The sequence below is a fragment of the Myxococcus sp. MH1 genome (assembly GCF_059738865.1).
On record NZ_AP026947.1, the window covers coordinates 9,261,741 to 9,277,210 of the forward strand.

At 69.0% G+C, this 15,470-nt stretch carries 15 protein-coding genes; 5 read left to right on the forward strand and 10 right to left on the reverse strand.

The window, feature by feature from the left end; all coding sequences use genetic code 11:
- Positions 1-96 precede the first annotated feature (96 nt).
- Positions 97-1,491, reverse strand: a complete 1,395-nt coding sequence (gene fumC / locus AC6JA9_RS36570) for a class II fumarate hydratase (protein WP_497958540.1) — start codon at positions 1,489-1,491, stop codon at positions 97-99.
- Between the two features lie 231 nt (positions 1,492-1,722).
- Positions 1,723-2,073, reverse strand: coding sequence for a PspC domain-containing protein (locus AC6JA9_RS36575; RefSeq protein ID WP_223747082.1), 351 nt, complete (start codon positions 2,071-2,073; stop codon positions 1,723-1,725).
- Between the two features lie 270 nt (positions 2,074-2,343).
- On the opposite strand from AC6JA9_RS36575, the gene aceB reads away from it, so the two are divergent.
- The 3 genes from aceB (at position 2,344) to AC6JA9_RS36590 (ending at position 5,921) form a co-directional block, all read left to right on the forward strand.
- On the forward strand, positions 2,344-3,969 hold the full coding sequence (gene aceB, locus AC6JA9_RS36580; protein ID WP_497958541.1) for a malate synthase A: 1,626 nt from the start codon (positions 2,344-2,346) through the stop codon (positions 3,967-3,969).
- Between the two features lie 40 nt (positions 3,970-4,009).
- Complete coding sequence (aceA, locus tag AC6JA9_RS36585) at positions 4,010-5,296, forward strand: isocitrate lyase (RefSeq protein WP_141325400.1); 1,287 nt, start codon at positions 4,010-4,012, stop codon at positions 5,294-5,296.
- Positions 5,297-5,489: 193 nt separating this feature from the next.
- Positions 5,490-5,921 (forward strand): hypothetical protein, encoded by a 432-nt coding sequence (locus tag AC6JA9_RS36590; RefSeq protein ID WP_223747079.1) that lies wholly within the window; start codon positions 5,490-5,492, stop codon positions 5,919-5,921.
- 16 nt (positions 5,922-5,937) lie between these two features.
- Here the strand turns inward: AC6JA9_RS36590 and AC6JA9_RS36595 are convergent, their stop codons facing one another.
- From AC6JA9_RS36595 to AC6JA9_RS36620, 6 genes are all read right to left on the reverse strand, one after another.
- Entirely contained in the window at positions 5,938-6,189 is a 252-nt protein-coding gene (locus AC6JA9_RS36595; protein WP_046716264.1) for a hypothetical protein, read from the reverse strand.
- A 104-nt stretch (positions 6,190-6,293) separates the two neighbouring features.
- Positions 6,294-6,629, reverse strand: coding sequence for a hypothetical protein (locus tag AC6JA9_RS36600; RefSeq protein WP_141325406.1), 336 nt, complete (start codon positions 6,627-6,629; stop codon positions 6,294-6,296).
- A gap of 57 nt (positions 6,630-6,686) precedes the next feature.
- A complete protein-coding gene (locus AC6JA9_RS36605; protein ID WP_497958542.1) occupies positions 6,687-7,970 on the reverse strand; it encodes a TIGR04013 family B12-binding domain/radical SAM domain-containing protein in 1,284 nt (427 codons plus the stop codon).
- Between the two features lie 60 nt (positions 7,971-8,030).
- Positions 8,031-9,506 (reverse strand): serine hydrolase domain-containing protein, encoded by a 1,476-nt coding sequence (locus AC6JA9_RS36610; RefSeq protein WP_497958543.1) that lies wholly within the window; start codon positions 9,504-9,506, stop codon positions 8,031-8,033.
- Positions 9,507-9,881: 375 nt separating this feature from the next.
- On the reverse strand, positions 9,882-11,405 hold the full coding sequence (locus AC6JA9_RS36615; RefSeq protein WP_497958544.1) for a pyridoxal-dependent decarboxylase: 1,524 nt from the start codon (positions 11,403-11,405) through the stop codon (positions 9,882-9,884).
- 53 nt (positions 11,406-11,458) lie between these two features.
- The gene (locus AC6JA9_RS36620) at positions 11,459-11,863 is read right to left on the reverse strand and encodes a VOC family protein (RefSeq protein ID WP_223747074.1); all 405 of its coding nucleotides are present in this window, start codon (positions 11,861-11,863) and stop codon (positions 11,459-11,461) included.
- A gap of 89 nt (positions 11,864-11,952) precedes the next feature.
- On the opposite strand from AC6JA9_RS36620, the gene AC6JA9_RS36625 reads away from it, so the two are divergent.
- Both AC6JA9_RS36625 and AC6JA9_RS36630 read left to right on the forward strand, forming a co-directional pair.
- On the forward strand, positions 11,953-12,750 hold the full coding sequence (locus AC6JA9_RS36625; RefSeq protein ID WP_497958545.1) for a TetR/AcrR family transcriptional regulator: 798 nt from the start codon (positions 11,953-11,955) through the stop codon (positions 12,748-12,750).
- 72 nt (positions 12,751-12,822) lie between these two features.
- Complete coding sequence (locus AC6JA9_RS36630) at positions 12,823-14,289, forward strand: hypothetical protein (protein WP_497958546.1); 1,467 nt, start codon at positions 12,823-12,825, stop codon at positions 14,287-14,289.
- 50 nt (positions 14,290-14,339) lie between these two features.
- Here AC6JA9_RS36630 and AC6JA9_RS36635 read toward each other — a convergent pair whose 3' ends face one another.
- Both AC6JA9_RS36635 and AC6JA9_RS36640 read right to left on the reverse strand, forming a co-directional pair.
- Positions 14,340-14,930 carry a hypothetical protein gene (locus tag AC6JA9_RS36635; protein ID WP_223747070.1) on the reverse strand — a complete coding sequence of 197 codons (591 nt, stop codon included), beginning with the start codon at positions 14,928-14,930 and terminating at the stop codon, positions 14,340-14,342.
- A gap of 161 nt (positions 14,931-15,091) precedes the next feature.
- Entirely contained in the window at positions 15,092-15,358 is a 267-nt protein-coding gene (locus AC6JA9_RS36640; RefSeq protein WP_223747069.1) for a hypothetical protein, read from the reverse strand.
- Positions 15,359-15,470: the final 112 nt, after the last annotated feature.

The window sequence follows — 15,470 nt, forward strand, 5'->3', positions numbered from 1 at the left end:
CGTGCGCTGGCCCACGGTTCTGCCCGTCCCCTCCCCCGGCGGGCCCTCGAAAGGGGCGTCCGGAGGAGGGACGGAGGCGTGTAGGACACCCAGCGCCTACAGGCCGGTCATCTTCTCCGGGCGGACCCACTGGTCGAACTGTTCGGGGGTGACGAGGCCCAGCTCGACGGCGACCTCCTTGAGCGTCTTGCCGTCCTTGTGGGCCTTCTTGGCGATCTTCGCGGCGTTGTCGTAGCCGATGTGCGGGTTGAGGGCGGTGACGAGCATCAGGCTGCGCTCCAGGTTCTCCTGGATGCGGGCGCGGTTGGGCTCGATGCCCACGGCGCAGTGGAGGCGGAAGCTGCGCATGCCGTCGGCGAGCAGCCGGCAGCTCTGCAGGACGTTGTGGATGATGAGGGGCTTGAAGACGTTGAGCTCGAAGTTGCCGGAGGCGCCGCCCACGCTGACGGCGACGTCGTTGCCCATGACCTGGGCGCAGAGCATGGTGAGGGCCTCGCTCTGGGTGGGGTTGACCTTGCCGGGCATGATGGAGCTGCCGGGCTCGTTCTCCGGGATGGTGATTTCACCCAGGCCGGAGCGGGGGCCGGAGGACAGCCAGCGGATGTCGTTGGCGATCTTGAAGAGCGCGCAGGCCAGGCCCTTGAGGGCGCCATGCGCGTGGACCAGGGCGTCGTTGGCGGCCAGGGCCTCGAACTTGTTGGGGGCGGTGACGAAGGGCAGGCCGGTGAGGCGGGCAATCTCCTGGGCGACGCGCTCGGCGTACCCCTTGGGGGCATTGAGCCCCGTGCCGACAGCCGTCCCCCCCAGGGCCAGCTCGTGCAGGTGGGGAAGCACGCGCTCCAGGTGCGCGCGAGCATGGGCGAGCTGCGCGACATAGCCGCTCAGCTCCTGGCCCAGGGTGAGGGGCGTGGCGTCCTGGAGGTGGGTGCGGCCAATCTTCACCACGTCCATGAAGGCGCGGGACTTGTCGGCGAGCACGTCGCGAAGCGCGTCGAGCTCGGGGAGCACCCGCTCGGCGATGGCGGTGGCGGCGGCGACGCTCATCGCGGTGGGGAAGACGTCGTTGGAGCTCTGCCCCTTGTTGACGTCGTCGTTGGCGTGGACGCGGCGCTGCTCACCGCGTTCGCCGCCGAGCAGCTCCGAGGCGCGGTTGGCGAGCACCTCGTTGGTGTTCATGTTCGTCTGGGTGCCGCTGCCGGTCTGCCAGATGCTGAGCGGGAACTCCGCGTCATGCTTGCCGGCGAGGACCTCGTCGGAGGCGCGGACGATGGCGTCGCCCTTCTCGTGGGAGAGCGAGCCGTTCTCGACGTTGACGAGGGCGGCGGCCTTCTTGACGAGCACGAGCGCGCGGATGAGCGCGGGAGGCATGCGCTCGGTGGAGATGTCGAAGTTCTGGAGGCTGCGCTGCGTCTGGGCGCCCCAGAGGCGGTCGGCGGGGACCTCGATGGGGCCGAAGGTGTCCTTCTCGATGCGGACGTCGCGAGTGCTCAAGGGCGGGCTCCTGGAGGAGAGAATCCTGGAGCCCACGCATAACAGGCCGGTCAACGGGTCACCGGGAGACGAGGAGAACCGTCGAGCCGTGAGCAGAACGCGCCGATAAGCAGGACACCGCGAACGCGTGACACAGAGGAGCGGGACGGCCGGCGTGGGGGGCCCCGCCCGCTGGCGGGGGGACCCACGGCGAGCCGAGGGGCCCGCGAGCCGTGCCCCCTGGCCGTGTGCCTAGACCCGCCGCTCCAAGCGAGGCGTCTCCGACTCCCCGAAGCGCGACAACCAGTTCAGCGTGCGCTGCAGGGGAGCCCGCCCCAACGCGGAGGTCGGGGTGAACGCCCAGAGCAGGACGTAGACGAGCGGAAGCGTGCCGCCGGAGAACAAGGTGGCCACGACGACGGCCACGCGCACCAGGGCCACGTCGATTCCCAGCTCGCGAGCGAGCATCGCGCAGACGCCGGCCACGGCGCGGCCCTCGACGCCGCGGTGCAGCCGCTCCACCCGGATTCCACACCGGGCGCAGCGCGAGGCCTCCATCCGAATCTCCTCCGCGCACCCCGAGCACCGCTTCATCGCGTCCATGACGTGTCTCCCGTGAGGGGACCCCTTGGCGGCGAGCACCCTCGACCCTACCTACGCACCTCGCCGTCGCTGATTGCGTCCCCGGCACCCGGCGCCCCCCTGCTCGCAACCCCGCGTCACGTCTGTTGATTTACAGATTTAATCCGCCGGCTGTTGACAGCATTACAGGCAAGCAGGCAGAAATTGACGCGCACTTCCATTTCGCCCTCGGAAGATTCATTTTCCGACCCGTTGCCGTAGATTTACAACGCACCAAGCCAAGGAGCCGAGATGCCCACGGAAGTCCCCTCTTCGAAGAGCCCGGCCTTCAGCGCTGGCGTAGAGGTGAAGGGGCCGTGGCACCCCGACTACGCCGAGGTGCTCACCCCGGCCGCCCTGGACTTCGTGGCGAAGCTGGTGCGCGCCTTCGGGGAGCGCCGCGAGGGCCTCCTGGAACGCCGCAAGCAGGTCCAGGCCGCCTGGCGCAAGGGTGAGCGCCCCCACTTCCTCCCGGAGACGAAGTCCGTCCGGGACGCCCAGTGGACGGTCGCCCCGCTGCCTCCGGACCTCCAGGACCGCCGCGTGGAAATCACCGGCCCGGTGGACCGGAAGATGATCATCAACGCCCTCAACTCGGGGGCCAACGTCTTCATGGCGGACTTCGAGGACGCCAACAGCCCCACCTGGGACAACGTCGTGCGCGGGCAAGTCAACCTGCGCGACGCCGTGCGCCGCTCCATCTCCTTCACCGGCGACAACGGCAAGCACTACGCCCTGGTCGACAAGCCCGCCGTCCTCTTCGTGCGCCCTCGCGGCTGGCACCTGCCCGAGCGCCACGTCGAAGTCGACGGCAAGCCCATCTCCGGCTCCCTCTTCGACTTCGGCCTCTTCTTCTTCCACAACGTCCGCGAGCAGCTCGCCCGCGGCACCGGCCCCTACTTCTACCTGCCCAAGATGCAGAGCCACCTGGAGGCCCGCCTCTGGAACGACGTGTTCCTCATGGCCCAGGACACGCTCGGCATCCCCCGCGGCACCATCAAGGCCACCGTCCTCATCGAGACGCTCCCCGCGGCCTTCGAGATGGACGAAATCCTGTACGAACTGCGCGAGCACTCCGCCGGCCTCAACTGCGGCCGCTGGGACTACATCTTCAGCTTCATCAAGACGCTCCAGTCCGACACCAGCGTCGTGCTGCCCGACCGCGGCCAGGTCACCATGGACAAGGCGTTCCTCAACGCCTACTCGCAGCTGCTCATCCAGACCTGCCACCGCCGCGGCGTGCACGCCATGGGCGGCATGGCGGCCTTCATCCCCATCAAGGGGGACGCCGCCGCCAACGAGGCCGTCCTGGAGAAGGTCCGCGCCGACAAGCTGCGCGAGGTGAAGAACGGCCACGACGGCACGTGGGTCGCCCACCCGGGCCTGGTCTCCATCGCCCGCGACATCTTCGACGCGAACATGAAGGGGCCCAACCAGCTCGCCAACAAGCGCGAGGACGTGCGCGTCATCGAGGCCGACCTGCTCAAGGTCCCCTCCGGCACCCGCACCGAGGAGGGCCTGCGCCACAACCTGCGCGTGGGCATCCAGTACACCGCCGCGTGGCTCGGCGGCCTGGGCTGCGTGCCCCTCTACAACCTCATGGAGGACGCGGCCACCGCCGAAATCTCCCGCGCCCAGGTGTGGCAGTGGCTGCACCACGGCGCCTCGCTCGACGACGGCCGCAAGGTCACGCCCGAGCTGTTCCAGACGCTGCTCTCCGAGGAGATGGCCCACCTCGAGAAGGAGGGCGTCCACGAGAAGTATGGCCGCGAGCACGTCACCCGCGCCCGCGAGCTCTTCGAGCGCCTGTCCACCGCGCCCGCCTTCGAGGACTTCCTCACCCTGCCCGCCTACGCGGCGCTCGACGCCAACCGCTGAACCCTTTCCAACCCTTCAACGCCTCACCGAGGAGCCTGCGATGTACGACGCCACCACGACCACCCCGGACGCCTCCCCTCACGCCAAGCTCCACGCCCGCCGCTTCGAGGGCATCAAGCGCAACTACACCGACAAGGACGTCCTGAAGCTGCGCGGCACGCTGCCCATCAGCTACACGCTGGCCGAGGTCGGCGCCAAGCGGCTGTGGGAGCTGCTCCACACCGAGGACTACATCAACGCGCTCGGCGCCCTCACCGGCAACCAGGCCGTGCAGATGGTCCGCGCGGGCCTCAAGGCCATCTACCTCTCCGGCTGGCAGGTCGCCGCCGACGCCAACTCCGCCGGGCAGATGTACCCCGACCAGAGCCTCTACCCGGTCGACTCCGTCCCCACCGTGGTGCGCAAGATCAACAACGCCCTGCGCCGCGCGGACCAGATCGACCACGCCGAGGGCAAGAGCGACCGCTACTGGTTCGCGCCCATCATGGCGGACGCCGAGGCCGGCTTCGGCGGCCCGCTCAACGCCTATGAGCTGATGAAGGGCATGATTGAAGCCGGCGCCGCGGGCGTCCACTTCGAGGACCAGCTGGCCAGCGAGAAGAAGTGCGGCCACATGGGCGGCAAGGTGCTGGTGCCCACCAGCCACTTCATCCGCACCCTCACCGCCGCGCGCCTCGCCGCCGACGTGATGGGCGTGCCCACGCTGCTCGTCGCTCGCACGGACGCGGACAGCGCCAAGCTGCTCATGTCCGACGCGGACGAGTACGACCACGCCTTCATCGACCGCAAGAACGGCCGCACCTCCGAGGGCTTCTACCGCATCAACGGCGGCCTCGACTGCGCCATCTCCCGCGGCCTGGCCTACGCGCCGTACGCGGACCTCGTCTGGTGCGAGACCAGCACCCCGGACCTCGCCCAGGCCAAGAAGTTCGCCGAGTCCATCCGCGAGAAGTTCCCCAACAAGCTGCTCGCGTACAACTGCTCGCCGTCCTTCAACTGGAAGAAGAACCTGGACGACGCCACCATCGCCAAGTTCCAGCGCGAGCTGGGCGCCATGGGCTACAAGTTCCAGTTCGTCACCCTGGCCGGCTTCCACGCGCTGAACCACTCGATGTACGAGCTGGCGCGCAAGTACAAGGACCGCGGCATGGCGGCCTACAGCGAGTTCCAGCAGGGCGAGTTCGGCTCCGAGAAGGACGGCTACACCGCCACGCGTCACCAGCGCGAGGTCGGCACCGGCTACTTCGACCAGGTCGCCGAGGTCATCTCCGGCGGCTCCGCCAGCACCCTGGCGCTCCACGAGTCCACCGAGGCCCACCAGTTCTAATCGCCCTGGCGGCGCCTGAAGACGCCTGACACCGGAGGCCGTGGGGTCCTAACCCCGCGGCCTCTGGTCGTTTTTCCGCCCTCCGAGCAGGCGTGAGGCCCCCGGACGCAACTTCTCCCGGGGTTGCCCGATAATGTGGGCAGACCTCCGAGATCCGCGCCAATTGCGCCCTCGGACCGCCACGGAGCCAGCCATGAGCCGCATCAACTCGTTCACGGGTCCCCAGGTCCAGGTCCCCCGTCCCCAGGCCGGCGTGCAGTCGGCGAACGTCGGGTTCGGCTCGCTCATCCAGCAGAACCAGCGCGCGGCGATGTCCCCCGCGAACCGGCCGGGTGATCCGCTGATGTCCACCGGCGGGCTGGTGGTGCAGTCGGCGCTCAACTCGGTGGGCAGCGCGCCGCACAGCGGCATCATGAACTCCTACCTCGCCGCCGTGGGCCGTCCTCCCATCCAGGACGGCGCCTCCGGGCAGGGCAAGGCGCAGTCGCCGACCGCCGCCGCGGGCTCCAAGGAGGCCGAGGAGCAGAAGGTGATGATGGAGCTGGCCGAGCTGTCCGCGGCGACGCTGAACAACTCCATCTTCCACATGGGCAATCGCAACAAGGTGTCGCTGGACCGCGAGTAGCCCCGCGCGTCGCCAGTCAGTCCTTCTTCGGTTCCTTGCGCTCGGCGCGCTGGAGGTACTCGGCGCGCTGGCCCTGCTGCAAGTCTCCCGAGCCGTCGTACGGTGGCCCCACGTCGGTGCGCTGGCCGCCGTCCTGCTCCGTCACGTCATTGAGGAACTCGGAGCGGCCCTCCGCGGGCACGCGGTCTCCATCCTCCTCCGGGTCCTTCTGCTTCGCGGGGTCCAGGGGGATGCCGAGCGGCTTCTTGAGATAGTCCTTCGGGTCCATGGCTGTCGCTCCTTCGAGGGTGCTGAGGTGAGCCCGTGCCTCGAAGATGGAGACACCGGGCACCGCACGCAGCACAGGGAGCAGGCGACCGGGAGCCCGTGGCCTCAGTTGAGGTACTTCGGACGGGGCGGCGTCGCGGGCTGCTGACGCATCATCTCCAGTCCCTGGCGCGTGAGGATGAAGCGCACCACGCCGGAGCCGCGCTCGGTCTCGATCTCCGCCTCGAAGGCGGGGCCCGCGATGCCACCCAGGGCGACGTTCTTGCGCAGGTTGTGCACCTTGCCGCTGAGCATGTCGCCGGCGACCTCCTTCACCCCTTCACCCCGCTCGTGCAGCTCGTACGCCGTCTGGTGCAGCGTCATGGCGAGCGAGGGCGTCAGCGGCTGGGAGCTGAAGAGGACGGAGATGAGCAGCCAGTAGGGAGTCTCGTCGGAGGACATCGCGCTCCCATCCTAAGCGCCTCGCCGCCGGGGGGCCCGACGAAGTGACGGGGGACGCTAGCCCGCTCGGGGCCGGCGCCGCTGGGCGATGCCCTCCGCGAGGGCGACCTGCTGCTTCCAGTGGCCGTACAGCCGCCCCTGGGACGCGAGCCGGTCCAGCTTCGTCTGCGTCTCGGCGTCCACGCGTCCTGGGGGCGCATCTCGAAAAGGCGTTCCGGGCAGCGGCATGAAGGTGTGGCCGTGCACACGCGCGCCCAGCTCCGCCAGTCGCTCCATGAGGGCGACGGTGGCGGCGACGTCGTCGGCCTCTTCGCCCGGAAGCCCGAGGATGAAGTCCACGTTGGGCACGAAGCCGCCCTCCACCGCGAGCCGGGTGGCCCGCACCACCGTCTCCACGTCGTGGCCCCGGCGGGTGCTCTGGAGGATGCGCTCGGAGCCGGACTGGCCGCCGATGATGAGGTTGTCGTTGTGGACGTAGCGCTTGAGGACGGCGAGCGCCTCGGGCGTGACGTGCTCGGGGCGGACCTCCGAGGGGAAGGTGCCGTAGTAGATGCGCCCGTCGGGGGCCATGGCCTCGCGCACCGCCGCGAGCAGCTCCTCCACCGCGGCCAGGTTCATCGTCTCGTCGCCGGTGCCGTAGGACATGGACGTCGGCGTGATGAAGCGGATGTCGCGGCGGCCCGAGCGGCGCAGCTCGCGCGCCCAGTGCGCCACATTGGCCACGGAGCGGTGGCGGAAGCGCGCCTTGCTCATGAAGGGCGTCTGGCAGAAGCGGCACGCGTAGATGCAGCCGCGCGTGATTTCGATGGCACCGAACATCGCGTTGCGCGCGGCGAACGGCGGGAAGTCATCCAGCTTCACGCCCTCCCCTCGCCCGTGCTGCACCAGCTTGCCGTCCTTCAGGTGGGCCACGCCGTGCGTGTCCCGGGGCTCCTCCCCGCGCTGGACGCGGCCGAGCAGCTCGCGCAGGGAGTGCTCGCCCTCGCCGATGGCGATGAGGTCGAAGCCGGCCTGGAGTGTCTGCAGCGGCTCGGCCGTCGCGTGCACGCCGCCGGCGATGCAGAGGACAAAGCGCCCCTCCAGCCGCTCGCGCACCCAGGCCAGCTCCTCCGCGGAGGCCGCGAAGCTGGCCGAGTAGAAGGACCACGCGGCGACCACGGTGTCGCCTGCGTCATGGCGCTCCTTGAGCGTGGCGAGCAGCGTCTCGCGGTCGCGGGGAAAGAACAGCTTCACGTCCGCGAGCGCCGGGTCCGACTCGACGGCGCCCGCCAGCACGGTGAAGGCGTACTTGCCTGGGTACTGATAGCTGAGGACGAGCGAGACGGGACGGTGCGGCACCATGAGCGGACGGCATGATGCCACACGGCCCCGGAGGCGAGGGCCTCGGTGCGAGCAGGCGGGTCAGCGGGCGGTGGGCTCGGGGCGGACCAGGCGGAGCACCAGTTCGGCGAACGCGGTGAACTCGAGGACCTCGTCGGAGACGCGCTCATCGGGGTCCGACATGCGCACGGCCACGAGGTCATACTTGGGCAGGACGAGCACCCGGTTTCCGCCCTGGCCCACCGCCGCGAAGCCGCTCGGAGCCCCCTCCACGGCCTGCTTCAGGTTGAAGGGCGCGGACTTCATCATGAAGTCCCGGGCCCGGTTCGAGTCTCCTCCCAGCTTCGCCATGAACGCCGGGTAGAAGTCCTTCTGGGGCAGAGGCCGGTCCGCGATCTCCCGCAGCGGCGCGAGCGACGCCTCGGGGAAGCCATTACGGAGCGCCTGCTCCAGCATGTCCGAGCCCAGCGTGACGCTCATCCCATCCTCGTAGAGGAGCCACCACAGGAGGCCGCCCGTGGGCATGTGCGGCTGCGAGGGTGCGCCGCCCATCGCGTGAATCCACTCCGTGCTCAGGATGCGTTGGCCCTGCCACATCCCTCCCTGGAGGAGCATCTGCCCCACCTTGGCGAAGTCCAGCGGGTGGAGCTGCAGGCCCGCCATGCCCACCGGATTGCCCGACGGGTCCGTGTCCCAGCGGAAGTCTCGGATGCCGAGCGGCGCGAACAGCCGTCGAGCCAGGTACACATCCATCTTCTCGCCCGACGCGCGCTCGACGATGCCGGCCACCAGGTTCGTGGCCTTGTTGTTGTACGCGTGCTTGCTGCCCGGCGTGTCCGTCACCTCCGAGTCGAGCGCATAGCGCACGAAGTCGTTCGACGCGTAGATGTCCAGGGTCCCCCTGTTCGCGGCCAGTCCCGAGGTGTGGTTGAGCAGGTGTCGCACCGTCACCTGTCCCTTGAGGCCGTCCTTCCACTCAGGGAAGAAGGCGGACACGGGCGTGTCCAGGGAGGGAATCTTCCCCTCGTCGATGAGCAGGCCGATGGCCAGCGCCACCATGCCCTTGGTGGCGGACATGGCCTCGATGCGGTGCGTGTCGCCGCCGAAGTACCACTCGCCCACGAGCTTGCCGTGGCGCAGCAGCACGAGGCCCGCGGAGCCTGAGTCCTCGGCGGCCTTCAGCAGCGCGGCGAGCGCGGGCTCGGACAGGCCGGCCTCGCTCGGGGTGGTCTTCTCCAGTCCGGAGCCCACGCCCCAGGTGCTGCGAGCCTCGCGAGCGTTCTTCCGCGCGCGCTCCACCAGGGCGTCGTAGCCCGGCAGCTCGCGCACGGGAGCCAGGGCCTTGGCGTGGAGCAGTCCACCCGGGTCGGCGTAGCCCACGTCCAGGGCGCGCTCCAGCCAGGTGAAGGCGGCCGCTGTGTCCTTCGCCTCCGCGGCCACGTTCGCCGCGACCCGAGCCAGCTCGGGAGCATGGTGCCCCGCGTCCCACGCGCGACGGAGCTCGTCCTGGGCCTTGGGCAGGTCTCCCTCACGCTGGGCCATCCAGGAGCGGGTCATGGCGCTCGTGGCCTCAGGCGCAATCCGCCCGGAGCTGAGGGTCTGGGAAGGAGCACGCGAAGCTGTATCCGCGGGAGAGGCGTGAGCACAGGCCAAAAGCGCGCAGAGCGGCAGGAACAGGACGCGTCGCGACAAGAGATGACTCCGGGTAGGGGTGTGGTGCACGGCAGGGCCCATGACGCAGGCCGGGTGTGAACGCCCGCCACCGAGACTCATTTCATTTCGCCATGTAAAGGCGCACGTGGAAGCCCACGTGCCACACGGACGCGGTGTCAGCGGACGGGAGAAGAGCCCTCCAGCCTCATCTGCGTTCGCGCGGGCGCGCCGTCGGCCGAAGGGCACGCCCTTCGCGCGTGTATTCCCTCGCACGCGGTGTCAGCGGACAGAGGCGACGAGCAACTCCCAGGCGGCACGCACATGTCGCTCCTCCGTCGTCGCCGCGCCGATGGCCATCCGCAACACGTACCGTGCGGGCGCTCCTTCCACCGAGGGCAACACCGTGTGCGTGAGGAACACCTTGCCGGAGGCATTCACGCGCTCCAGCAGCTCGCGGTTCCTCGCATCCGTGTCCTTCACTGCCTCACCCGGAAGCGGCTTCAAGCGGAAGCACACCAGCGACAGCGAGCGGGGCACGACCAGCTCGAAGCGCGAATCCTCCTTCACCCAGGACTCGAAGCACTGCGCCAGGCGCACATGCTCACGGATGTGCGCGCGCAGCCCCTTCGCGCCGTAGTGACGCAGCACGAACCACAGCTTGAGCGCACGGAAGCGGCGACCCAGTGGCACCTGCCAGTCGCGGTAGTCGATGACCGCGCCGCTCGCGCTCGCGGCGTTGCGCAGGTACTCCGGCGTCACGCTGAGCGCTTCGAGCAGCGCCTTCCGGTCGCGCGTGAAGAAGGCATTGCAGTCGAAGTTGGTGAGCAGCCACTTGTGCGGGTTGAAGGCGAACGAGTCCACCCGGTTCATGCTGTCGAGCAACCCCCGGTGCTCGGGACACACCAGCGCCGAGCCCGCCCACGCCGCGTCGATGTGCAGCCAACCACCGGTGGAGCGCACCGGCGTGCGAGCCATCACCTCACCGATGGCTCGGACCGGGTCCACCGCGCCGGACGACGTGCTGCCCACGGTGGCGCAGACGAAGAAGGGCACGCGCCCCGCGCCGAGGTCCTCCAGGATGGCGCGCTCCAGCAGCTCGGCCCGCATCCCATAGCGGTCGTTCGTCTCGATGAGCCGCACATGCGTCGTGTCCTCCGCGCCGTGCGCCACGCCGCACAGCATGGCGGCCTTGAGCACGGACGAGTGGGCCTGGGTGGAGGCGTAGGCCACCCACTCGGAGTTCGCGGGGGCGCCGTAACGACGCACGCGCTCCCGAGCCGCCACCATGGCCACGAGCGTGGCCTCGCTCGCGGTGCCCTGGATGACACCACCACCTCGCGCGGAGGTGGAGCGGAAGTCCTCGGGCAAGCCCAGCAGGTCCACGAGCCAGTCCACCACGCGCGTCTCCAGCTCCGTCGCCGCGGGGCTGGTGGACCAGAGCATGCCCTGCACCCCCAGGCCCGCCGACAACAGCTCCCCGAGCACCGCCGGCCCCGAGGCATTCGCGGGGAAGTACGCGAAGAACGACGGCGACTGCCAATGCGTCACGCCCGGCAGGATGACGTCCTCCAAATCCTTGAGGACCGCATCCCAGCCCTTCACCCCGTCGAGCCCCTCCTCCGGAGGACGCAGGGGCAGCTTCGAGGCGACCTCCCCCGGCGCCACCTGCGAGCGCACGGGGAAGGACTCCAGCCGCTGCTGATAGTCGGCGACCCAGTCCACCAGCCGGTGGCCCAGCTCACGAAACTCCTCGGGGCTCAGATGGGGCACGCCGCCATCACCACGGTTCGATTCGTCGCGCATGGCCGACACCTCGCACGAGCCTCGGGTCGCTTCAAGCAGGTCGCCGCGCGGCCTCAACTCACCACGCCTTCCGGAGGCGGGTGCATCCATTGGACCAGCTGGAGGATGACGCCATTGTCATCCGCGACCTGGAAGAAGCGCTCGCCCCAGGGCTCGGTCTCGATGGGCGTGAGGATTCGGACGCCCTCGTCCTGCAGCCGTCGGTACTCGGCGTCGATGTCGTCGACGACGAACGCGACGAGGATGCCCTCCGCCTTGCGGTGCTTGAGCGACTCGGGCTTGAGCGACTCGAGCCCCGTGCGCAGGAAGATGAGGTTGAACCCCGCGTCCTTGCGCGACAGGGACACGAACCCGTCCGCGGACATGTCCTCCGTGAACCCGAAGTGGCGCTTCATGAACGCCGCGGACGCGGACACATCTTCGACATTCAGCGAGATGGCGGATGCGGTGATGCGCATGCGGACAGGCCTCCGTCTCGATGTGGACGAGAATCTACGTACAATGTACGGAGTAGCCAGTCAAGGCGGGCTCTGGCACTGGAGAGCGCATGGCGACACATCGCAGCGGCGCGGGGGACCCCGCCCGGACGCTGGAGCTGCTCTGGAGGAAGGACGTCCCCTCGGCGGGGCAGCGGGGGCCCAAGCCGACGCTGAGCGTCGACGGCATCATCGCCTCGGCGGTGGAGCTGGCGGACCTGGAGGGCCTGGAAGCGCTGACCATGCGCAAGCTGGCCGAGCGGCTCTCGGTGGGCCCGATGACGCTCTACACGTATGTCCCGGGCAAGGCGGAGCTGGTGGACCTGATGCTCGACCAGCTCTACGCGGACATGCCGCGTCGCGAGCCCGAGGACACGGGCTGGCGCGCCCGGCTCGAGGCGGTGGCCCGCGACAACCATGCGCTGTACGAGCGGCACCCCTGGATGAGCGACATCGCCACCAGTCGCCCGCCCCTGGGCCCTGGGTTGATGGCGAAGTACGAGCACGAGCTCGGCGCGCTGGAAGGGCTCGGCCTGGACGATGTCGAGATGGATGCGGCGCTGACCTTCGTGCTGGGCTTCGTCGAATCCTCCGCGAGGAGCACGAGCCGAGCACGCGCGGCCTCCGTCGAGACGGCGAAGACCGAGGAGGCCTGGTGGAAGGCGAACGAGCCGCTGCTGGCCCGCGTCATGGACCCGGCCCGCTATCCCCTGGCCTCACGTGTGGGGGCCGCGGCGGGAGCAGCCCACGGGGCCGCCTACAGTCCGGACCATGCCTTCGGCTTCGGCCTCCAGCGCGTCCTCGATGGGCTGGGCGCGCTCATCCAGGCCAGACAGCCACGAAGGTCCCCTCCTCGCACACCCCGATGAGCGCCCTTTCGAGAAAGTGACTTATTCTCGCTTTGCTCATCTTGAGAGGGAAGGCCGTGGTTTGCTGGGGGCATGACCCCAGACATCACGAGACGTGCTCCCCGGTACTCACGGCTTGGCCTGTACGGCGTGCTGGCCCTGACCTTCGCGGCGCTGAGCTGGCCCACGAGCGCCTACGCGCAGGCGTGGACACTGACCACGGAGCAGCGGCAGGCGTTCCTCCAGTACTACGCGCCCGTGCTGCTCAAGCGGGGCAACGGGAACGACGGGCGGCACGGCTATGACTGGGTGACGAGCTTCGACTTCGACCGGGACGGGAACTTCTCCAACAACAAGCTGAACTGGAAGCGCATCCCCCAGTACGTGGACGCCTCGCGGGCGGGGCCGAGCGCGTATGACGCCTGGCGCATCCGTCCGACGCTCTACACGTCGCTCATCGAGTTCATGGATGGGAGCAAGAACCTGAAGCTCATCTACCACGTGTATCACGCGCTCGATAAGAACGCGGCCGGGGACTACCAGCTCCACGACTGGGAGCGGGTGGAGATGCTGGTGACGAACGTGGTGGGCGCACCGGGCAGTGGCGAGTCCGTGGCGTACGCGGTGGTGACGCAGCACAAGCGCAACGTGGTGCGCCGCGCGGGACACGTGGACCTGAACTTCATGCAGACGGCCACGGGCAAGCACCTGCTCATCTGGCAGGCGGAGTGGTCGGACAAGCTCGCGGCGGCGCATGGGCAGGAGCTGCGCTTCGTGACGGACCCGTATGCGTTCTTCGCGGGGAGGATGGCGAGCGCGGGCAAGGCGGAGGCGGGGGTGAACAACGATGGCGGGCGGAAGAACGTGCACTACGCCTTCGTGCCGGAGGGCTCGGCGGACGCGGTGGCGGCGTTCGGAGCGCGGGCGCTCACGTACGCGACGGCGGACGCGCTGGCGAGCCGCTACGACAACGGGAAGACCATCACCTGGCCCAACGTGAAGCGCGTCACGTATGAGCTCCAGGACCTGGCGGACATCCTGCCCACGCACTGGCAGCACGGCGGCTACGCGACGCACTGGTTGGACACAGGGCCCATCGACTTCTACCTGGAGAGCGCGCTGGTGAACGAGGGCGGCGCCACGGAGGTGAGCGCGGGCATGCAGCGCTTCTTCCCCAAGACGCGGGACGTGGAGAACGACGATGACCGCGAGGGGTACATCGCGAAGAAGTGGTTCGTCGGGACGTACGAGATGAACGACAGCGCCTCCGACTTCGGAGGGGGCGGCTCCAACGCCTTCCACGACAACGCCTACGCGAGCACGGCGGTGGACTCACGGGGCCAGACGCGGGCGAGCGCGAGCGGCTACACGACGTCGCCGTCCTCGTTCTGGTGGCAGCACGACTACTTCGTGCACGCGGGCTTCACGGACTCGACGGACGGCGTGGAGCAGGGCTTCTGGTTGCCAGGGGCCTGGTACCTGCCCGCGAACGGCGGCTTCGACGGCCGTTGGGTCCAGCTCTTCGACGACCGCCCGGGCCTGGAGTCGGGACAGCGCTGAGTCCCACGGCGCGAGTCGTCACATCCATCCGACGACTCGCGCCTGGAGCCTCAGGGCTGGAGTGACACGCCGGCGTTCTCCTGCTCCCGCCGCTTCAGCTCACCCGCCGCCTGCGCGGCCTTGACCAGCGTGACGATGATGTACACGCGGACGACGAACCCGAAGATGTTCGGCTTGCCACCGGCATCAATCGAATCCATCAACGTCACCACGGTGTCGCCGATGTACAGCAGGACCGCGAGGATGGGCCCGAACCTCGTGGCCCGATAGGTGAAGAAGCCGAACACGGCCACCAGCGCGCCGAAGACGATGGAGCCGATGCCCAGCCCGAGCGCCTCCATCTCCTCGCTCGCCGTCAGCATGCCGATGACGCCCAGCAGCGTGTTCAGGCCCGCCAGGACATACAGCATGTAGGCCGCGGTCTTGATCTGCTGCTCGGGGTCCGTCGACGACCCGGGCAACGGGAGTCCATTGCGCTTCACCGCCAGCTCCGCGCTGAGCACGCCGGACTGGAGCTGCACGTCCAGCACGGTCCGGTCCGGCAGCGTGAACCGCACCCCCTTCTTCAGCGCGGAGGCTCCGCCTTCAGACGTCCCCACGACCTGGCCGTCGAGGACCACCGTGAAGTTCCTCCAGAACATCCCCCACACAAACTCGAGACGCAGAGGACCACCTGCCTCCAGAGCAAACTTCCTCGTAGCCATTCATGCCCCCACTTGATGCGTCAGAAGACGTCGACCCTCGGACTCCAGGGAGTCCATCGGCCTGACCGCGAAGCGTACACGCAACCCGACAGAATCCCTCAAACCTGGAGCATCAACCCGACGCCAATGACAACCAGCACCACCAGATGGAACCACCCCACATTGCGCGCCAGCACCGCCCAGCCCTCGCCCGACCCGGGCGACGTGCCCGCGCGGATGGCCGCCAGCTCCTGGTAGCCCAGCACCAGTCCGACGAGCCCCGGGACGAATCCGCAGAACCCCAACGTGGCGAAGACGACCGCGAGCGTCGCCCTCCTGGATGGCTTCTCCCCCAGCGCCACCTTGTGGCAGCGAAGGCACAGCATCCTCCCCACCTGCCACCTGCGGCAGCCCTCACACACGAAGGTGCCACATCGACTGCATGCCCCGTCCGCGAGGCGCTCGGGATGAAGAGGACACGTCGCCGCCAACGACTCC